This window comes from Streptomyces sp. NPDC031365 (genome assembly GCF_055569765.1).
Window position 1 is genome coordinate 561,505 of sequence record NZ_JBVIIM010000001.1, and the last position, 17,366, is coordinate 578,870.

At 71.8% G+C, this 17,366-nt stretch carries 13 protein-coding genes; 11 read left to right on the forward strand and 2 right to left on the reverse strand.

From position 1 onward, the window contains the following. Nucleotides 1-217 precede the first annotated feature (217 nt). Entirely contained in the window at nucleotides 218-3,883 is a 3,666-nt protein-coding gene (locus tag ACZ5C2_RS02640) for a glycosyltransferase family 2 protein (RefSeq protein WP_468785707.1), read from the forward strand. Beyond that, a complete protein-coding gene (locus tag ACZ5C2_RS02645) occupies nucleotides 3,880-5,349 on the forward strand; it encodes a DUF5719 family protein (RefSeq protein WP_468785709.1) in 1,470 nt (489 codons plus the stop codon). The genes ACZ5C2_RS02640 and ACZ5C2_RS02645 overlap by 4 nt, the downstream gene beginning before the upstream one ends. Before the next feature lie 56 nt (nucleotides 5,350-5,405). On the opposite strand, the gene ACZ5C2_RS02650 is transcribed toward ACZ5C2_RS02645, so the two are convergent. Continuing rightward, nucleotides 5,406-5,855, reverse strand: coding sequence for a metallopeptidase family protein (locus ACZ5C2_RS02650; protein WP_468785711.1), 450 nt, complete (start codon nucleotides 5,853-5,855; stop codon nucleotides 5,406-5,408). A gap of 283 nt (nucleotides 5,856-6,138) precedes the next feature. On the opposite strand from ACZ5C2_RS02650, the gene ACZ5C2_RS02655 reads away from it, so the two are divergent. The 8 genes from ACZ5C2_RS02655 to ACZ5C2_RS02690 all read left to right on the forward strand — a co-directional run bounded on the left by ACZ5C2_RS02655 (nucleotide 6,139) and on the right by ACZ5C2_RS02690 (nucleotide 14,839). Further along, nucleotides 6,139-6,561: a DUF3499 domain-containing protein gene (locus ACZ5C2_RS02655; RefSeq protein WP_468785713.1), complete on the forward strand. Its 423-nt coding sequence runs from the start codon at nucleotides 6,139-6,141 to the stop codon at nucleotides 6,559-6,561. Nucleotides 6,562-6,793: 232 nt separating this feature from the next. Then, nucleotides 6,794-8,161, forward strand: a complete 1,368-nt coding sequence (locus ACZ5C2_RS02660) for a phosphomannomutase/phosphoglucomutase (protein WP_468785715.1) — start codon at nucleotides 6,794-6,796, stop codon at nucleotides 8,159-8,161. A 411-nt stretch (nucleotides 8,162-8,572) separates the two neighbouring features. Further along, on the forward strand, nucleotides 8,573-8,743 hold the full coding sequence (locus tag ACZ5C2_RS02665) for a Trm112 family protein (RefSeq protein ID WP_468785717.1): 171 nt from the start codon (nucleotides 8,573-8,575) through the stop codon (nucleotides 8,741-8,743). 56 nt (nucleotides 8,744-8,799) lie between these two features. Beyond that, nucleotides 8,800-9,927: an SIS domain-containing protein gene (locus ACZ5C2_RS02670; protein ID WP_468785719.1), complete on the forward strand. Its 1,128-nt coding sequence runs from the start codon at nucleotides 8,800-8,802 to the stop codon at nucleotides 9,925-9,927. A gap of 100 nt (nucleotides 9,928-10,027) precedes the next feature. Continuing rightward, nucleotides 10,028-11,179: a mannose-6-phosphate isomerase, class I gene (gene manA / locus ACZ5C2_RS02675; protein WP_468785721.1), complete on the forward strand. Its 1,152-nt coding sequence runs from the start codon at nucleotides 10,028-10,030 to the stop codon at nucleotides 11,177-11,179. Between the two features lie 144 nt (nucleotides 11,180-11,323). Then, the gene (locus tag ACZ5C2_RS02680) at nucleotides 11,324-12,304 is read left to right on the forward strand and encodes a cation diffusion facilitator family transporter (protein WP_468785723.1); all 981 of its coding nucleotides are present in this window, start codon (nucleotides 11,324-11,326) and stop codon (nucleotides 12,302-12,304) included. A gap of 312 nt (nucleotides 12,305-12,616) precedes the next feature. Beyond that, nucleotides 12,617-14,074, forward strand: a complete 1,458-nt coding sequence (gene ahcY, locus ACZ5C2_RS02685) for an adenosylhomocysteinase (RefSeq protein ID WP_468785725.1) — start codon at nucleotides 12,617-12,619, stop codon at nucleotides 14,072-14,074. A gap of 150 nt (nucleotides 14,075-14,224) precedes the next feature. Beyond that, nucleotides 14,225-14,839 (forward strand): hypothetical protein, encoded by a 615-nt coding sequence (locus ACZ5C2_RS02690; RefSeq protein ID WP_468785727.1) that lies wholly within the window; start codon nucleotides 14,225-14,227, stop codon nucleotides 14,837-14,839. Nucleotides 14,840-14,859: 20 nt separating this feature from the next. Here the strand turns inward: ACZ5C2_RS02690 and ACZ5C2_RS02695 are convergent, their stop codons facing one another. After that, nucleotides 14,860-15,819 (reverse strand): RDD family protein, encoded by a 960-nt coding sequence (locus ACZ5C2_RS02695; RefSeq protein WP_468785729.1) that lies wholly within the window; start codon nucleotides 15,817-15,819, stop codon nucleotides 14,860-14,862. A 93-nt stretch (nucleotides 15,820-15,912) separates the two neighbouring features. Between ACZ5C2_RS02695 and ACZ5C2_RS02700 the strand changes: the two genes are divergently transcribed. Further along, nucleotides 15,913-16,920: a stage II sporulation protein M gene (locus ACZ5C2_RS02700; RefSeq protein ID WP_468785731.1), complete on the forward strand. Its 1,008-nt coding sequence runs from the start codon at nucleotides 15,913-15,915 to the stop codon at nucleotides 16,918-16,920. Nucleotides 16,921-17,366 lie beyond the last annotated feature (446 nt).

Genomic DNA, 17,366 nt, shown 5'->3' on the forward strand with positions numbered 1-17,366 from the left:
GCCTCATCTCCACGTGTGTCATCTCCACGTGTGTCATCTCCATACATACGGCACTTCGCACATACGTCGCTTAAGGCCCGTCGCGGGTGGGTGGTTGTCCACAGGCGGCGGGCCGCCGTGTTACCCAGCCGATAGTGTGGTCGCTCGTCCGAGACCCCCGCCGCCCCCACCGGGCGCGGGTGTCCCCACAGTCCACCGAACCGGGGCCCGTACCTCGATGTCCGTGCACAGCCACACGGCAGCCCGGCAAGACCTCGCTGCCACTCCTGAGTTCCCGCGTCACGTGGTGACCGCGGTCCTCGTCTCCCACGACGGCGCCCGCTGGCTGCCCGACGCGCTCGCCGGGCTGCTCGGCCAGGAGCGCCCCGTCCAGTTCGCCATGGGCGCCGACACCGGCAGCGCGGACGACTCCGCCCGGCTGGTCACCGACGCCCTCGGCGACGACCACGTGCTGCATCTCGCCCGGCGCACCGGCTTCGGCCAGGCGGTCGAGGAGTGCAACCGCAGCGCCCCGCACCTCACGCCGGACGACCTGCCGTATTTGAAGCGGCCGAGCGGCTGGGACCCGGTCACCCGCAGCTGGCGCGACGACGCCTACGACCTGCCGGACCTGCCGCACGGGGAACCGGTGCAGTGGCTGTGGCTGCTGCACGACGACTGTGCCCCGGAACCGGACGCGCTGGCACAGCTGCTGCGCGTCGTGGAAAACGAGTACGAGCTCGGCCGCGACGACGTGGCCGTCGTCGGCCCCAAGCTGCGCGGCTGGTACGACCGCAGGCAGCTCCTCGAGGTCGGCGTCTCCATCGCCAACTCCGGCCGCCGCTGGACGGGTCTGGACCGCCGCGAACAGGACCAGGGCCAGCACGATCACGTACGGCCGGTGCTGTCGGTGTCCACCGCCGGCATGCTGGTACGCCGCGATGTCTTCGACCGGCTCGGCGGATTCGACCGCCACCTGCCTCTCATGCGCGACGACGTCGACCTGTGCTGGCGCGCCCACTCGGCCGGACACCGGGTCCTCGTCGCCCCCGACGCCGTCGTCCGGCACGCCGAGGCGGCCTCCCGCGAGCGCCGCACCGTGGACTGCGTGGGCCGCACCTCGGCCTCCCCGCACAAGGTGGACAAGGCGGGCGCCGTCTACACCCTGCTCGTCAACGCCCGTGCCGCGGCGCTGCCCTGGGTGCTGCTCCGGGTCGTCGTCGGCAGCCTGCTGCGCACGCTCGCCTACCTCGTCGGCAAGGTCCCAGGACAGGCCGTCGACGAGATCCGCGGCCTCATGGGCACCCTCCTGCGTCCCGAACGGATCCTCGCGGGACGGCGCCACCGCGGCACCCCAGCGACCGACAAGGGCGAGATGCGGCCGCTGTTCCCGCCGCCCGGCGCGACCGTCCGCGTCACCGTGGAACAGGTCGCGAGCAACCTCGTCGGCCGCTCCGACCCCGAGGCCGCCTCCGGCGCGGGGCGGCACGGCAGCGCCATCGAGTCCGGACCCGGCGGCGACGACGCCGACTTCCTGGAGGTCGAGCAGTTCGCCCGGCTCAAGCGCGTCGCCCGCAAACCCGGCCCGGTGCTCTTCCTGGTGCTGCTGCTCGTCTCCCTCGCGGCCTGCCGCCAGCTCCTGGGTGGCGGCGCGCTCGCGGGTGGCGCCCTGCTCCCCGCGCCCGCCGACGCGGGCGACCTGTGGGCGCGCTACACCGACGCCTGGCACACCGTGGGAGCCGGCGGCACCGGATCCGCGCCGCCCTACCTCGCCGTCGTGGCGGCCTTCGCCTCACTCCTGTTCGGCTCCACCGGCCTCGCCGTCACTATCCTCCTGGTCTGCTCGGTACCACTGGCCGGCCTCACCGCGTATTTCGCCTCCCGCCCGCTCGTCCCGTCCCGGCTGCTGCGGGCGTGGGCGGCCGTCGCCTACGCCTTCCTGCCCGCCGCGACCGGCGCCCTGGCCGGGGGACGCATCGGCACCGCCGTACTCGCGGTACTGCTGCCGCTCGTCGCCCGCGCGGGCGTCGCCGCGAGCGGCCTCACCAACCCCTCGGACGTCCGCGGCAGCTGGCGCGCGACCTGGGCATACGCGCTGGGGCTCACCCTCACCACCGCGTTCACCCCGATCGTGTGGCCCATCGCGCTGGTCCTCGGTGTCGGCGTGCTGGCCCTGCGCAGGAACGACATCCCGGCCTACGGACTCCGCTTCCTGGCCCAGCTGGGCACCCCCCTGCTGGTGTTGGCCCCCTGGTCGCTCTCCCTGCTCCCCTTCGGTTTCTTCCAGGAGGCCGGCCTGGAGTACGGCCCCTCGGCGGCCTCCGCCCTCGACCTGCTCGGCGCGAGTCCGGGAGGGCCCGGAACCGTCAGCGGTCTGCTGCTCATCGGCCTGGTACTCGCCGCACTCGCCGCCCTGCTCCGCTCCGAGCGCCGGACGGCGATCCTCTCCGCGTGGGCGGCCGCCCTGGTGGGCCTCGTCTTCGCGGTGCTGTCCAACAGCTCCACCTGGGCGGGCCCCGCCACCCTCGTCTACGGCCTCGCCGTCCTGGCCGCCGCCATGCTCGGCGCCGACGGGGCACGCTCGCGCGTCGCCGAACAGAGCTTCGGCTGGCGCCAGCCCGTCGCCGCCCTGATCGCCCTCGCCTGCGCCGTCGGCCCGCTGGTCCTCGCCGCCGGATGGATGATCCGCGGCGCCGACGGACCCGTGCAGCGGCGCGACCCGGTCCAGGTACCCGCCTTCGTCGCCGAAGAGAGCGGCACCCGCGATCAGGCCCGCACCCTCGTCCTCGACAGCGACTCCACCGACCGGGTCGGCTATGTACTGGTCCGCGGCTCCGGTGCCCGGATGGGCGACGCCGAGATCGCCGCGGTGGACGGAGAGAACACGCGACTCGACGAGGTCGTCGCCAACCTCGTCGCAGGCTCCGGCGCCGACCAGGCCGACGAGCTCGGTGGTTTCGCCGTCCGTTACGTCCTGGTCCACCAGGGAGCTCCGCGCGAGGTCACCCGGGTCCTGGACGCCACACCCGGCCTGAGCCGGCTCAGCCAGCAGGCGGGCGGCGCGCTGTGGCGGGTCGACCGGCAGGTCGCCCGCGCGAGCATCGTCCCCGCCAAGGACGGCGACGGCGAGCCCGTGCCCGTGGCCGCCGGCCCGGTCGAGATCCACACCAGGATCCCGAACGGCGCCGAGGGCCGCGTCCTGCGCCTCGCCGACGCCACGGCCGACGGCTGGACCGCCACCCTGGACGGCAAGCCGCTGCCCCGCACCACGGTCGACGGCTGGGCCCAGGGCTTCGAACTCCCCTCCTCCAGCGGCACGCTGGACGTCACCCATGACGACCCGGTCACCCACACCGCCTGGCTGTGGGCCCAGGGACTGCTCGCCGTGGTCCTCGTCGTCATGGCCCTGCCCGGACGCCGTCGCGACATCGACGACGACCTGCCCGAGGAAGAGTCCGTGCCCGCCGAGGCCATGGCCGGCGAGGGCCGCCGGGCCCGGCGGCTGCGCGCCCAGGCGGAGGCGGAGGCCGTCGCCGAGGAACCAGCCGCCGTCGAGGACTTCCCGGCCCCGCCGGAGCAACCCCCGGCCCCCGCTCCCGTCCCGCAACAGCCCGCCTACGGTGACTGGGACGCGGCGCACTACGCGAACGCCGACTACGACAACAACGCCTACCCGGCCGACCAGTACCAGCAGTACGCCGCGGACGCCTACGGTCGCCCGTACCAGCCCGACCCCTACCAGCAGGACGGACAGTACGACCCGTACGCGTACGGCACCCCGCAGCAGCCGTACGACCCGGCGTACGACCAGGGCGGTTACGACCAGAACCACCCGCAGGGCTACGACACTCCGTACGACCCCAACGGCACGGGCAGCGAGCGTCCCGACGGGAGCCAGCAGTGAACCGCACCACCCTGTCCCTGATCGCCGGCGTGACGGCGCTCGCCGCCGTCACCGGCTTCGCCGCGGTCTCCTCACCCGACGCCACGGCCACGGACGAGCCGGCCAGGGCGGCGGCCCACCTCCCCGTGGAACGCACGAGCCTGCTGTGCCCCCGGCCCAGCTCCTCCGACCTGGCCGAGACGACCTACACGTCGTTCACTCCGGTCACGGAGGGCACGAAGAACGAGGGCACGGCCGAATTCCGGCCGGCCACGGAGAAGACCAAGTCCGACGGCAAGGCCGTGCTGAAGCCCAAGGACCCCGGCAAGCCGGTCACCGGGGACGCCTCCGGAGACGAGGCCCCCGCCCTCATCGGCACCGCCGGGGGCCGCTTGGCGCCCGGCTGGACCGTGCAGCAGACCACCGAGGTGGCCGCGGGGACCGGCCGGGGCCTCCAGGGTGTCACCTGCACGCCTGCCGACACCGAATTCTGGTTCCCGGGCGCGAGCACCGGCGAACACCGCACCGACTACGTCCATCTGACCAACCCCGACGACTCGGCGGCGGTCGTGGACATCGAGCTCTACGGCAAGGACGGCGCCCTGAAGACGACGGTGGGGGAGGGCATCACGGTCAAGCCGCACTCCGCCGAGCCGGTGCTGCTGTCCACGCTCACCGACGCGGAGCAGACCGACGTGACCGTGCACGTCGTCGTCCGCAGTGGCCGGGTCGGCGCGGCCGTGCAGGCCCTGGACGACAAGCTGGGCGGTGACTGGCTGCCCGCGTCGACCGACCCCTCGGGCAGCCTGGTCCTGCCCGGCATTCCGAAGGACGCCACCGCCGTACGCCTGGTCGCCTTCACCCCGCGCGACGCCGATGTCGACCTGCGGGTACGCCTCGCCTCGCCCTCCGGTCTGATCACCCCGGCCGGCCACGAGACGCTGCACGTGAAGGGCGGCATGACGGCAGCCGTCGACCTGGGCGACCTCACGCGCGGCGAGGCGGGCTCCCTGGTGCTGACGGCGCCGGACGGTTCCGTGCCGGTCGTGGCGGCGGTCCGGGTGCTGCGCGGCAAGGGCGACAAGCAGGAGTCGGCGTACATCCCGGCCGCACGACCGGTCGGCTCCCGCGCGACGGCCGTGGACAACACAGCCAAGGGCACGACCCTGTCGGTGACCGCCCCCGAGGGCACCGCCAAGGTCAAGGTGACCGCCTCCGCGGGCACGGAGGGCGGTACGCCCGCGTCCAAGACGTACACGATCAAGTCCGGCACGACGCGAAACATCGAGGCGCCCGCGCCGTCCGGCGCGAAGGGCACGTACGCCCTCACGGTCGAACCCGAGTCGGACACGCCCGTCTACGCGTCCCGCACCCTCACCGCCACGGAGAACGGCGTCCCGTTCTTCACCGTCCAGCCGCTTCCGGACGACCGGGGGACGGTGGCGGTACCGGAGGCGAGCGAGGACCTGTCGGTTCTGCAGAAGTAGCGGACGGTGGTCCGTGCCGTGCCGTGGGCGGGTCGGCCCGGCCACGGCACGGTCTCTCAGTCCTCCCCGTACCGGGGATCCACGGTCTCCGGAGTCAGCCCCAGCAGGTCCGCCACCTGCTCGACCACGACCTCATGGACCAGAGCCGCCCGCTCGTCGCGCCCCTTGGTCCGGATCTCGACCGGCCGACGGTAGATCACCACACGTGCCGGCCGCCCCTCACGGGCGGCCACGGTCCCGCCCAGTGGCACTGTCTCGTCGCTCCACCCCGCCCCCGCACCATCCAGTCGCGGTACGTCCAGCACCAGGAAATCGATGTCGGCGAGCTGCGGCCAGCGCCGCTCCAGTCGCTCCACCGAGTCCCGCACCAGATCCGCGAACGTCTGCGCGCGGCTGGCGGCGAGTGGTACCTGGGGCGGTGCGACCGGCCCGCGCATGCCCCGGCCGTGGCGATCACGGCGTCGGGGCCCGGGGCCGGTGGGACGGGGAGTCACGGGGCTGTCCATCACTGCGAAGAGTAGTCGCCGCACGGCTGCCCCGCCCGACCCCCGTACGCCTTCTGGCCGACCCGCGCGCCATGTCACAACATGACCATTCCAGCCAAGGTTGGGCTCGATTCCGTATCTCTCCGAGACCGATGAGCGCAAGGCTATTGGCAGTGTTTGTACCAACTGGTGACCAGAACCGGAATCGGCTGCCCTTCCGGTCCCGTCCGTCGACCCAGGTCAGCAAGGTATGGCCACAGGGGAATGTGGGGTGTTTCACAGCACGACACGGGGGAGTGACCTGGTGGAGAGTCGTCGCGGCCCGCTCAAGAGTGCGGTACCGTCCAACATCGTGAGCCCTGTACGTCGCTGTTCGCGCACCGCCTGCGGCCGTCCCGCCGTCGCGACGCTGACGTACGTCTACGCCGACTCGACCGCGGTCCTCGGCCCCCTGGCCACCTATGCCGAACCCCACTGTTACGACTTGTGCGCCGAGCATTCCGAGCGCCTCACCGCGCCGCGCGGCTGGGAGGTCGTCCGCCTGCTCGACGGCTCGGCCCCGGCCCAACCCAGCGGGGACGACCTGGAAGCACTGGCGAACGCGGTGCGCGAGGCCGCCCGCCCCCAGGAGCGTGCGGTGGGAGGCGCCGGCGGATCCCGCACGGCCGACCCCATGGAGGTCGCACGCCGCGGCCACCTGCGCGTCCTGCGCTCACCGGACAACTGACCGGCCCGTTCGTCGCGAGGGGCACACGGGGTTCACCCCGGGCGGGAATCGCCGCCTTTCGGCGACAGTGGCCTGGAGCGCCGCCGCGTCCGCGCCCGGAGCCCGGGTGCGGCCGCCTGGAGGCTGCCCCGATCCTCTCCGGCGTGCGCGAGGACGCTCGGTGGGCGCGACCGGACTGTCATCCTCTACGGGTAGTTTGTGCTGACCGACAGGACTTTCGGAAGGGTTCGCCGTGGCTGCTGATCTGTCGCAGATCGTGAAGGCGTACGACGTACGCGGGGTCGTCCCCGACCAGTGGGACGAGTCGCTCGCCGAGTTCTTCGGTGCCGCCTTCGCCCGGGTGACCGGTGCGACCGCCATCGTCACCGGGCACGACATGCGGCCGTCGTCCCCCGGCCTGTCGGGCGCGTTCGCGCGGGGCGCGGCCGCGCACGGCGTCGACGTGACCGAGATCGGCCTGTGCTCGACCGACCAGCTCTACTTCGCCTCGGGAGCCCTGAACCTCCCGGGCGCGATGTTCACCGCCTCGCACAACCCGGCCCGGTACAACGGCATCAAGCTCTGCCGCGCGGGCGCCGCCCCGGTCGGCCAGGACACGGGCCTGGTGGAGATCCGGGAACTCGTCGAGCGGTGGAGCGACTCGGGCGCCCCGGAGCCTTCCGCCGGCACCCCCGGGACGATCACCCGGCGCGACACGTTGGACGACTACGCGGCACACCTGCGCTCACTCGTCGACCTGACCTCCCTCCGTCCCCTGAAGGTCGTCGTCGACGCGGGCAACGGCATGGGCGGGCACACCGTTCCCACGGTCTTCGCCGGCCTGCCGCTCACCCTCGTCCCGATGTACTTCGAACTCGACGGCACCTTCCCCAACCACGAGGCCAACCCCCTGGACCCGGCCAACCTCGTGGACCTGCGGAAACGGGTCCGCGAGGAGGGCGCCGACCTCGGCCTCGCCTTCGACGGCGACGCCGACCGCTGCTTCGTCGTGGACGAGCGGGGCGAACCGGTCCCGCCGTCCGCGATCACCGCTCTGGTGGCCGCCCGCGAACTGGCCCGCAACGGCGGCAAGGGCACGATCATCCACAACCTGATCACGTCATGGTCGGTCCCCGAGGTGGTGAAGGAGAACGGCGGTACTCCCGCACGCACCCGCGTGGGCCACTCCTTCATCAAGGCCGAGATGGCCAGAACCGGTGCGATCTTCGGCGGGGAGCACTCCGCGCACTACTACTTCCGCGACTTCTGGAACGCCGACACGGGCATGCTGGCCGCCCTGCACGTCCTCGCCGCCCTCGGCGGCCAGCGGGGCACCCTGTCCGCCCTGGTCGCCCAGTACGACCGCTACACCGGCTCCGGCGAGATCAACTCCACCGTCGACGACCAGACCGCCCGCCTCGCGGCCATCAGAGCCGCGTACGAGGGCCGCGAGGGCATCACCCTGGACGAACTGGACGGCCTCACCGTCACCTCCGCCGACTGGTGGTTCAACGTCCGCCCCTCCAACACCGAACCCCTCCTCCGCCTGAACGCGGAGGCCCGCGACGAACCCACCATGGCCAGGATCCGAGACGAAGTCCTGAAGATCATCAGGTCATAGCCTCCGCACCACGGCCTGCCACCCCGCGCCCACCCCAGCCCACCTCAGCCGGCGAGGCCGCGCCGCCCGTGCCCCGCTCACCGCGGCCGACGATGCCGCACCAACCGCAGCCGGCCTCCTTGCCCCCGCGACAGCCAGTCCGCGCTCACCGCGCGAAGGCGCACCACTGCTCCCGCGGGGCAGCTCCCCGCCCTCCGCGGGCAGCCGTGCCTCCCTCGTGCCTCAAAGGCCGGCCCTGGAGGTACCCCCAGGGTGGTACGGGTCGGCGCGGCGGCACCCCGCAAGCGCCGGGCTGCGCACCCACCCCCGCCCGGCCCCCACGCCGGTACCGCGCACAATCCCCGGCACCCCGCCACCGGCCCCTCACCGGCGGTACCCTGACCAGCACGTCCACCCAGAGAAGGAACCTCCATGCCACTCGAAGCCGGCCTCCTGGACATCCTCGCCTGCCCGGCCTGTCACTCCCCCCTCACGGAGCAGGACACCGAGCTGACCTGCACAGGACAGGACTGCGGCCTGGCCTACCCTGTCCGCGACGGCATCCCCGTCCTCCTCGTCGACGAGGCCCGCCGCCCCGCGTAACGCGCAACGCGCGCACCGACGACGCCCCGCCGATCCGAGATCGGAGCCTGCCGCACATGCTCGACGAATCGCTGCTCGACTCACCGGAGGGCCTCGCCGAGGCCGACCGCCGCGCTCTGCTCCGCGGCGCCGCCGAAGCCGGCGCCCGCGTCCGCACCGCCGCACGGCACGCCGCCGAAGCCGGCATCAACGATCTCAAGCCCGACGGCCGCCCGCGCGCCGTGCTCATCGCCGGCCCCGGCGCCGCCGCCACCCAGACGGCCGACCTGCTCGGCACACTGGCCGGCGCCGGCAGCCCCGTCACCCGGCTCGCTCCCACCGGCGTGGCCCCCGCCGCGGGCGCTCTGCGCTGGGAACTGCCCGGCTGGGCCGGCTCCGTGGACCTGCTCCTCATCGCCACCCCGGACGGCACTGAACCCGGCTTGGCCCTGCTCTCCGAACAGGCCTACCGCCGCGGCTGCACCGTCGTCGGCGTCGCCCCGGCCCGCACACCGCTCGCCGACGCGGTCGGCGGCTCCCACGGCCTGTTCATCCCCATGGCGACCGCGCCCTACGACCAGGAGGAACCCCTCGCGGCCGCCTCCCCCGGCGTGCTGTGGGCGCTGCTGACCCCGCTGCTCGCCCTCCTGGACCGCACCGGCCTGCTCACGGCCCCGCCCGAGGCTCTGCAGAAGGTCGCCGACCGCCTCGACGGCATCGCCGAGCGTTGCGGGCCCGCCATCGTGACGTACAGCAACCCCGCCAAAACGCTGGCCGCGGAACTCGCCGACGCGCTGCCCGTCATCTGGACCGAGGGTGTCTCGGCCGGGCCGGCCGGCCGCCGGTTCGCCGCCGCGCTCGCCGAACTGTCCGGCACGCCCGCCGTCGTCGCCGAGCTGCCCGAGGCGCTCGCCGCGCACAGCGCCCTGCTCGCCGGCCGGCTCGCCGCCGGCGCGGACCCGAACGACTTCTTCCGCGACCGCGTGGAGGAGGCGCCCGCGCTGCACACGCGCGTCGTGCTGCTCCGCGACCGGCCCCTCGGCGGCCTCACCGCCGCCCCCGCCGCCCGTGAGCTGGCCCTTACCCACGACACACCGATCAGCGAGCTGGAGCCGGAGGCAGGCGGCGAACTGGAGACCCTCGCCGAGCTGATCGCCGTCACGGATTTCGCCGCTGTTTACCTGGCGCTCGCCTCGGGAGCCTGATCATGCACGGGACCCCCTGACCTCCGCCGCGCAGAGACGCACGACACCGCACGGCACCGCGCCTCACGCACGGAACCGGCAGAAGGACGCAGAGAACCGCATGGACCGCCTCGACAACACCATCCGCCCCTACGCCTGGGGTTCCACCACCGCCATCCCGCGGCTGCTCGGCACCGAACCCACCGGCGAGCCGCAGGCGGAGATGTGGATGGGCGCCCACCCCGGCGCACCCTCGCGCACCGACCGGGGAACCCTCGTCGAGGTCATCGACGCCGCCCCGGACAAGGAACTCGGCCCGGAATCGGTCGCCAAGTTCGGCCCCCGCCTGCCCTTTCTCCTCAAACTCCTCGCTGCCGGGGCCCCGCTCTCCCTCCAGGTCCACCCCGATCCGGCCCAGGCGAAGGAGGGCTACACGGACGAGGAGCGCCGCGGCGTCCCCGTGACCGCCCCGCACCGTAACTACAAGGACGCCAACCACAAGCCCGAACTGGTCTGCGCACTGACCGAGTTCGACGGCCTGTGCGGGTTCCGCGACCCGCTGCACGCCGCCGGGCTCCTCGACGGTCTCGGCGTGGACTCCCTGAAGCCGTACGTCGATCTGCTGCACGCACACCCCGAAGAGGCGGCCCTGCGCGAGGTTCTCACCGCGATCCTCACCGCCGACCCCGAGGAGATGACCCGTACGGTCACCGAGACCGCCGCCGCCTGCGACCGCCTCGGCGGCGACTACGCTCCGTACGCCGACATCGCCCACCACTACCCGGGTGACCCCGGAGTCATCGCCGCGATGCTCCTCAACCACGTCCGGCTCCAGCCCGGCGAGGCCCTCTACCTCGGTGCCGGAGTCCCGCACGCCTACCTCGACGGTCTCGGCGTCGAGATCATGGCCAACTCCGACAACGTTCTGCGCTGCGGCCTGACCCCCAAGCACGTCGACGTCCCCGAACTCTTGCGCATCGTCCGCTTCGAGGCCCGCGACCCCGGCGTCCTGCGCCCGGAGGCCGGCCCCGACGGCGAGGAGGTCTACGAGACCCCCATCGACGAGTTCCGCCTCTCCCGCTACGTCCTCCCCACGGGCGGCGCCGTCCACGACCTCACCCTCCCCAGCCCGCAGATCCTGCTGTGCACCGCGGGCGCCGTCCGGGCGGGCGAGCACGAACTGTCCCCGGGAACCTCGGTGTTCGTCCCCGCGAGGGAGAAGGCCGAAGTGTCGGGTACGGGAACGCTGTTCAGGGCCACGGTCATCGCCTGACCCGTTCCTGTCGACGATCTGACGCGCCGACGCCGTTCGGGGCTGCAACAATGTCCCACCGTCAAAGGACGGACCATGTCCCGGACGGCGTACGAACGCGTCTGTCCGGGCCTCACACGGCGTACGAAGGGACAACGCGAACACATGAGCGCGTCAGGCGGCACCAAGGCGATCGTGGCGGCACTCGTCGCCAACCTCGCTATCGCAGTAGCGAAGTTCGTGGCGTTCCTCTTCAGCGGATCCTCGTCGATGCTCGCCGAGTCCGTGCACTCGCTCGCCGACTCCGGGAACCAGGGCCTGTTGCTCGTCGGAGGAAAGAGGGCCCAGCGCCAGGCCACCCCCCAGCATCCCTTCGGCTACGGCCGTGAGCGCTACATCTACGCCTTCCTCGTCTCCATCGTGCTCTTCTCGGTCGGTGGCATGTTCGCCCTCTACGAGGGCTACGAGAAGGTCAAGCACCCGCACGAGCTGACGCACTGGTACTGGCCGGTCGGCGTCCTCGTCTTCGCGATCATCGCCGAGACCTTCTCCTTCCGTACCGCCATCAAGGAGTCCAACGTCCTGCGCGGCGAGCGCTCCTGGAAGGAGTTCGTCCGCCACTCCAAGGCGCCCGAGCTGCCGGTCGTCCTCCTGGAGGATCTCGGCGCGCTCGTCGGTCTGATCCTCGCCCTCGGCGGTGTCGGCATGGCCCTGGCCACCGGCGACAGCGTCTGGGACGGCATCGGCACCCTCTGCATCGGCGTCCTGCTCATCCTGATCGCCCTGGTCCTCGCCGTGGAGACCAAGTCGCTGCTGCTGGGTGAGGCCGCGGGCTCCGATGAGACCCAAAAGATCGAGGCCGCAGTCGTCGACGGCGACAGCGTCACCCGCGTCATCCACATGCGCACCCTCCACCTCGGCCCCGAGGAACTCCTCGTCGCCGCCAAGATCGCCGTCCGGCACGATGCCGACGCCGCCCAGATCGCCTCCGCCATCGACGCCGCCGAGTCCCGCATCCGTGCGGCCGTCCCGATCGCCCGCGTGATCTACCTCGAGCCCGACATCTACAGCGAGACCGAAGCCGCCAAGGGCCCCGATCCCCAGGCCACCCCCGGCGGCCCCACCCAGCCGGACACCGGTCACTAGGCGTACTGATCACGCGCCGCTCCGGCCGCCCCTGCACGACCGGGCCGGCCGGGCGCCCTCAAATCGGCCTGATGTGTTCGCGGCTGGACTGGGGGCCACCCGGCCGGGCGGTGTAGCTTGGGACGGAGCCAGACGTCGCTGCTGATGGCGGTCGGGCGGTCCCTCGGGGACCGGCCGAGGGAGAGAGGGCCTCCGACGGACTGCGCTGCGCGCACGCGGGCATGTCTGTGTCCTCTTTGGGGCACCCCTGTGTCCGCCGCCGCGCAGACCAGCCGTGTCCACCTCGACCCACACTCCGAGGAGCAGCTAGTAATGACGACTGTCGACAACCGACAGGACTTCAAGGTCGCCGACCTCTCCCTGGCCGAGTTCGGCCGCAAGGAGATCACCCTCGCCGAGCACGAGATGCCCGGCCTGATGGCGCTCCGCGAGGAGTACGCCGAGAGCCAGCCCTTGGCCGGCGCCAGGGTCACCGGCTCCCTGCACATGACCGTGCAGACGGCCGTCCTCATCGAGACCCTGGTCGCCCTCGGCGCACGGGTCCGCTGGGCGTCCTGCAACATCTTCTCCACCCAGGACCACGCCGCGGCCGCCATCGCCGTCGGCCCGGACGGCACGCCGGACAACCCGCAGGGCGTCCCCGTCTTCGCCTGGAAGGGCGAAACCCTCCAGGAGTACTGGTGGTGCACGGAGCAGGCGCTGACCTGGCCGGACAGCCCCACTGGCGGCCCCAACATGATCCTCGACGACGGTGGTGACGCCACCCTCCTCGTCCACAAGGGCGTCGAGTACGAGAAGGACGGCAAGGCACCCTCGCCCGACACCGCCGAGTCCGACGAGCACCGCGTCGTCCTCGAACTGCTCAACCGCACCCTGGGTGAGAACCCGCAGAAGTGGACCCAGCTCTCCTCCGAGATCCGCGGTGTCACCGAGGAGACCACGACCGGCGTCCACCGCCTGTACGAGATGCAGCGCGAAGGCACCCTCCTGTTCCCGGCGATCAACGTCAACGACGCCGTCACCAAGTCGAAGTTCGACAACAAGTACGGCTGCCGTCACTCCCTGGTCGACGGCATCAACCGCGCCACCGACACCCTGATCGGCGGCAAGACCGCCGTCGTGTGCGGCTACGGCGATGTGGGCAAGGGCTGCGCGGAGTCCCTGCGAGGTCAGGGTGCCCGCGTGATCATCACCGAGATCGACCCGATCTGCGCCCTGCAGGCCGCGATGGACGGCTACCAGGTCACGACCCTTGACGAGGTCGTCGGTCAGGCCGACATCTTCGTCACCACGACCGGCAACAAGGACATCATCATGGCCTCGGACATGGCCAAGATGAAGCACCAGGCGATCGTGGGCAACATCGGCCACTTCGACAACGAGATCGACATGGCCGGCCTCGCCAAGGTCCCCGGCATCGTCAAGGACGAGATCAAGCCGCAGGTCCACACCTGGACCTTCCCCGACGGCAAGAAGATCATCGTTCTCTCCGAGGGCCGCCTGCTGAACCTGGGCAACGCCACCGGCCACCCGTCGTTCGTGATGTCCAACTCCTTCGCGGACCAGACCCTGGCCCAGATCGAGCTGTTCACCAAGCCCGACGAGTACCCGACCGGCGTCTACGTGCTGCCCAAGCACCTCGACGAGAAGGTCGCTCGCCTCCACCTCGACGCGCTCGGCGTGAAGCTGACCACGCTCCGCCCCGAGCAGGCCGAGTACATCGGCGTGCAGGTCGAGGGCCCGTACAAGTCGGACCACTACCGCTACTGAGCCGAGGCTCCCACCGCGGGGAGCACGTCCGTGCACGGACGCGCTCCCCGTCGGCAGGTCCACCGAGGCAGGCCCCCGCACCCCCGTGCCGGGGGCCTGCCCCATGGACGGACCGGCAACCGGCCCAGCCCGTCACGACCCAGGACCCCCATGCCCCGCGGCCGCTATTCGCTCCACGATCCGCACGATCGCACCCCCCTCGCAGAAGAGCATTTCCACTGCGCCCCCGGCCCTTCCGGCTGGCGCTACGTCTCCCAGCTCACCGCCCCCTCCGGTGATCACCTGGGCTCGGTGGACCTCGCCCTGGACGAACTCGGCCGCCCCATCCGTCTCGAACTCCACGCCGCGAGCTGGCAGGTCCGCGGCGCCGCCCTCGACGGCGTCACCTGGGTCCGCACCGACCCCACCGGAAACCACGCCGCCGAAGGCAATGCGCGCGCCCATGCCTTCACCGGCTCGTCCCCCGCGTTCCTTGTCGCCACCGCCCGTCTGCTGCGTCTCACCCCCACCTCCGCGGCCACCCGCGTACGCCTCGTCGCCTTCACGGACCCGGTTCTCGCCCCGCGCACCCTGGACCAGTCCTGGGCGCTGGTGAAAAGAGAAACACACACCACTGACAACGGCCCCCTGACCGTGGACACATACCAGGTCACAGCCCTGGACACGGGCGAACAGCACGCCGTGCACCTCGCCGGCGACGTGGTTCTCGGCGCCCCCGGCATCGAGCTCGAAGACCTCGAGACACCACCGTCGGCCTTCGACTGACCCGGCACGTCCCAAGCCGTCTAAGCGGGCGGAACGAACCCCGTCGACGGCCGATCGGCCGACACCCCGTCCCGCGGCGCCACGGTTCCCGGATCCGACGGCGGAACGGACGGCCGTACCTCCGGCGGCGCGGCCGCGGGGAGGTACGCGGGGCGTGGGACAGGTGGGGCATGAGCACCGGTGAAGCCCGCCGGACCGGCGCCCCCGTCCTGCCGGCCCCCCACGGCAGCCCCGCTCCCGAACACCCGCCGCGCCTCCCGGGCCTGCCGCTCCTGCACCACCGCCGCCAGGTACGCCGCGGGCGGCACCCCCGGCGGCACGGGTGCCCCGGTACGCTCCGCCAGGTCCGCGGCCAGCCGCTCAGCCATCGACCAGCCGACCGCCGGATCCAGCTGCCGCATGCGCGTCAGATACTGACGCACGGCAAGCCACAGACCGTCGGGCACCGCCGACAGATCGAGCCCCGAGAATCGCCCGGCAAGCCACGGCGGTGGCGGCGGCACGAATTCCGTCCGCCCGGCCGGCACCCGCTCCCGTACGACCAGCGTCCCCGCGAACACATCCCCGAGGCGCCGGCCACGCGCCGAGACCAGAGAGGCGATGCAGGCCACGACGCCGAAGGTCATCAGAATCTCGATCACACCGATGAGGCCCCGCACCAGCGCATGCCGGAACCGGATCGGCCCTCCGTCGTCCCGTACCACCCGCAGCCCGCACGCCAGCTTCCCGAGCGACCGCCCGTGGCTGAGTGTCTCGACCACGATCGGTCCGCCCACCAACACCAGGACGAACACCGCCAGCGATATCGCCGTCTGCGCCGCCTGATCCAAAGAGGCCGTGGCAGCCATGAGCCCGATGGTCACCGCTATGTACAGGGCCACAGCGGCCGCCAGATCGAGCAGTACGGCCAGCGCCCTGCTGGGCAGCCTCGCGGGGCGCAGCTCCAGCGCCACCGCCTCGCCCGTCACCAGCTCACTCACGCCCTACGCCCTTTCCTGGCCTGCCCCGGACACCGCCAGTCTGCCAAGCTGATGACCCGACCGCCGACGAACACCCGAGGAGCAGGCACACCGATGGACCTCGACGTCTTCGTCTCCGCCCACCGCGCGGAGTGGGACCGCCTCGACGCCCTCCTCCGGCGCCAGCGCCGCCTCACCGGCGCGGAGTGCGACGAACTCGTCGTCCTCTACCAACGCACCGCCACCCATCTCTCCCTGATCCAGTCGGCCGCTCCCGATCCGCAGCTGACCGGCAGGCTCAGCCAACTGGTGGCCCGCGCGCGCAGCGCGGTGACAGGCGCTCGCCGAGCATCCTGGCGGGACGTCACGCGCTTCCTGACCCACAGCTTCCCGGCAGCCGTCTACAGGGCGCGCCACTGGTGGGTGCCCACGGCACTGCTCTCCACGGCCGTGGCGGCACTGCTCGGCTGGTGGATCGGTACCCACCCCGACGTACAGGCATCGATCGCGGCCCCCAGCGAACTGCGCGAGCTCACCCGCCCCGGCGGCCAGTACGAGACGTACTACTCGAGCAACCCCGCGGCCTCGTTCGCGGCCCAGGTCTGGACGAACAACGCGTGGGCAGCCGCCCTGTGCCTGATCCTGGGTGTCTTCCTGGGCCTTCCGGTCCTCTGGATCCTCTTCCAGAACATGCTCAACCTCGGAGTCGGCTTCGGTCTGATGTCCTCGGCCGGCCGCCTCGACACCTTCCTCGGCCTCGTCCTGCCGCACGGCCTCCTGGAGCTCACCGCCGTCTTCGTCGCCGCCGGCACGGGCCTCCGTCTCGGCTGGACCGTCATCGACCCCGGTCCGCGCAGCCGGCGCTCGGCCCTCGCGGAAGAGGGCCGAGCGGCATTGGCCATGGCGATCGGCCTCGCCCTGGTGCTCTTCGTCTCCGGCGCCATCGAAGGCTTCGTCACCCCGTCGGGTCTGCCCACCTGGGCGCGCATCACCATCGGGGTCGTCGCCGAGCTTGCCTTCCTGGCCTACGTCTATGTCGTGGGCGGACGCGCGGCACGCGCCGGCGAAACGGGCGACCTCGACGCGTCCGAACGCAGCGCCGACGTGCCCACGGCCGCCTGATGTGCGAACCGGCGCGTTGAGCTGCTAGTCTCCTCATCGCCCCGCAGGAGCCGTTGACACGGAGCGTGCGTGGAGGTAGATTAGAACAGTTGCCTGGAGATGGGGTCTGACTCCCTGGAAGGCAACGGTGAACATCTATCGGCTTCTCGACGAAACGCTGATTTCGCGGAAGCACCTCCCGATGAATCGGAAAACGAGGGCCGGTCAATCCGCCCCGAAACTTCTGATAAAGTCGGATCCGCCGGAAAGGGAAACGCGAAAGCGTTGACCTGGAAAGCGCCGAGGAAATCGGGTCGGAAAGATCTGATAGAGTCGGAAACACCGAAGGGAAGCGCCCGGAGGAAAGCCCGAGAGGGTGAGTACGAAGGAAGCGTCCGTTCCTTGAGAACTCAACAGTGTGCCAAAAGTCAACGCCAGATATGTTGATACCCCGTCCATCCGGTTTC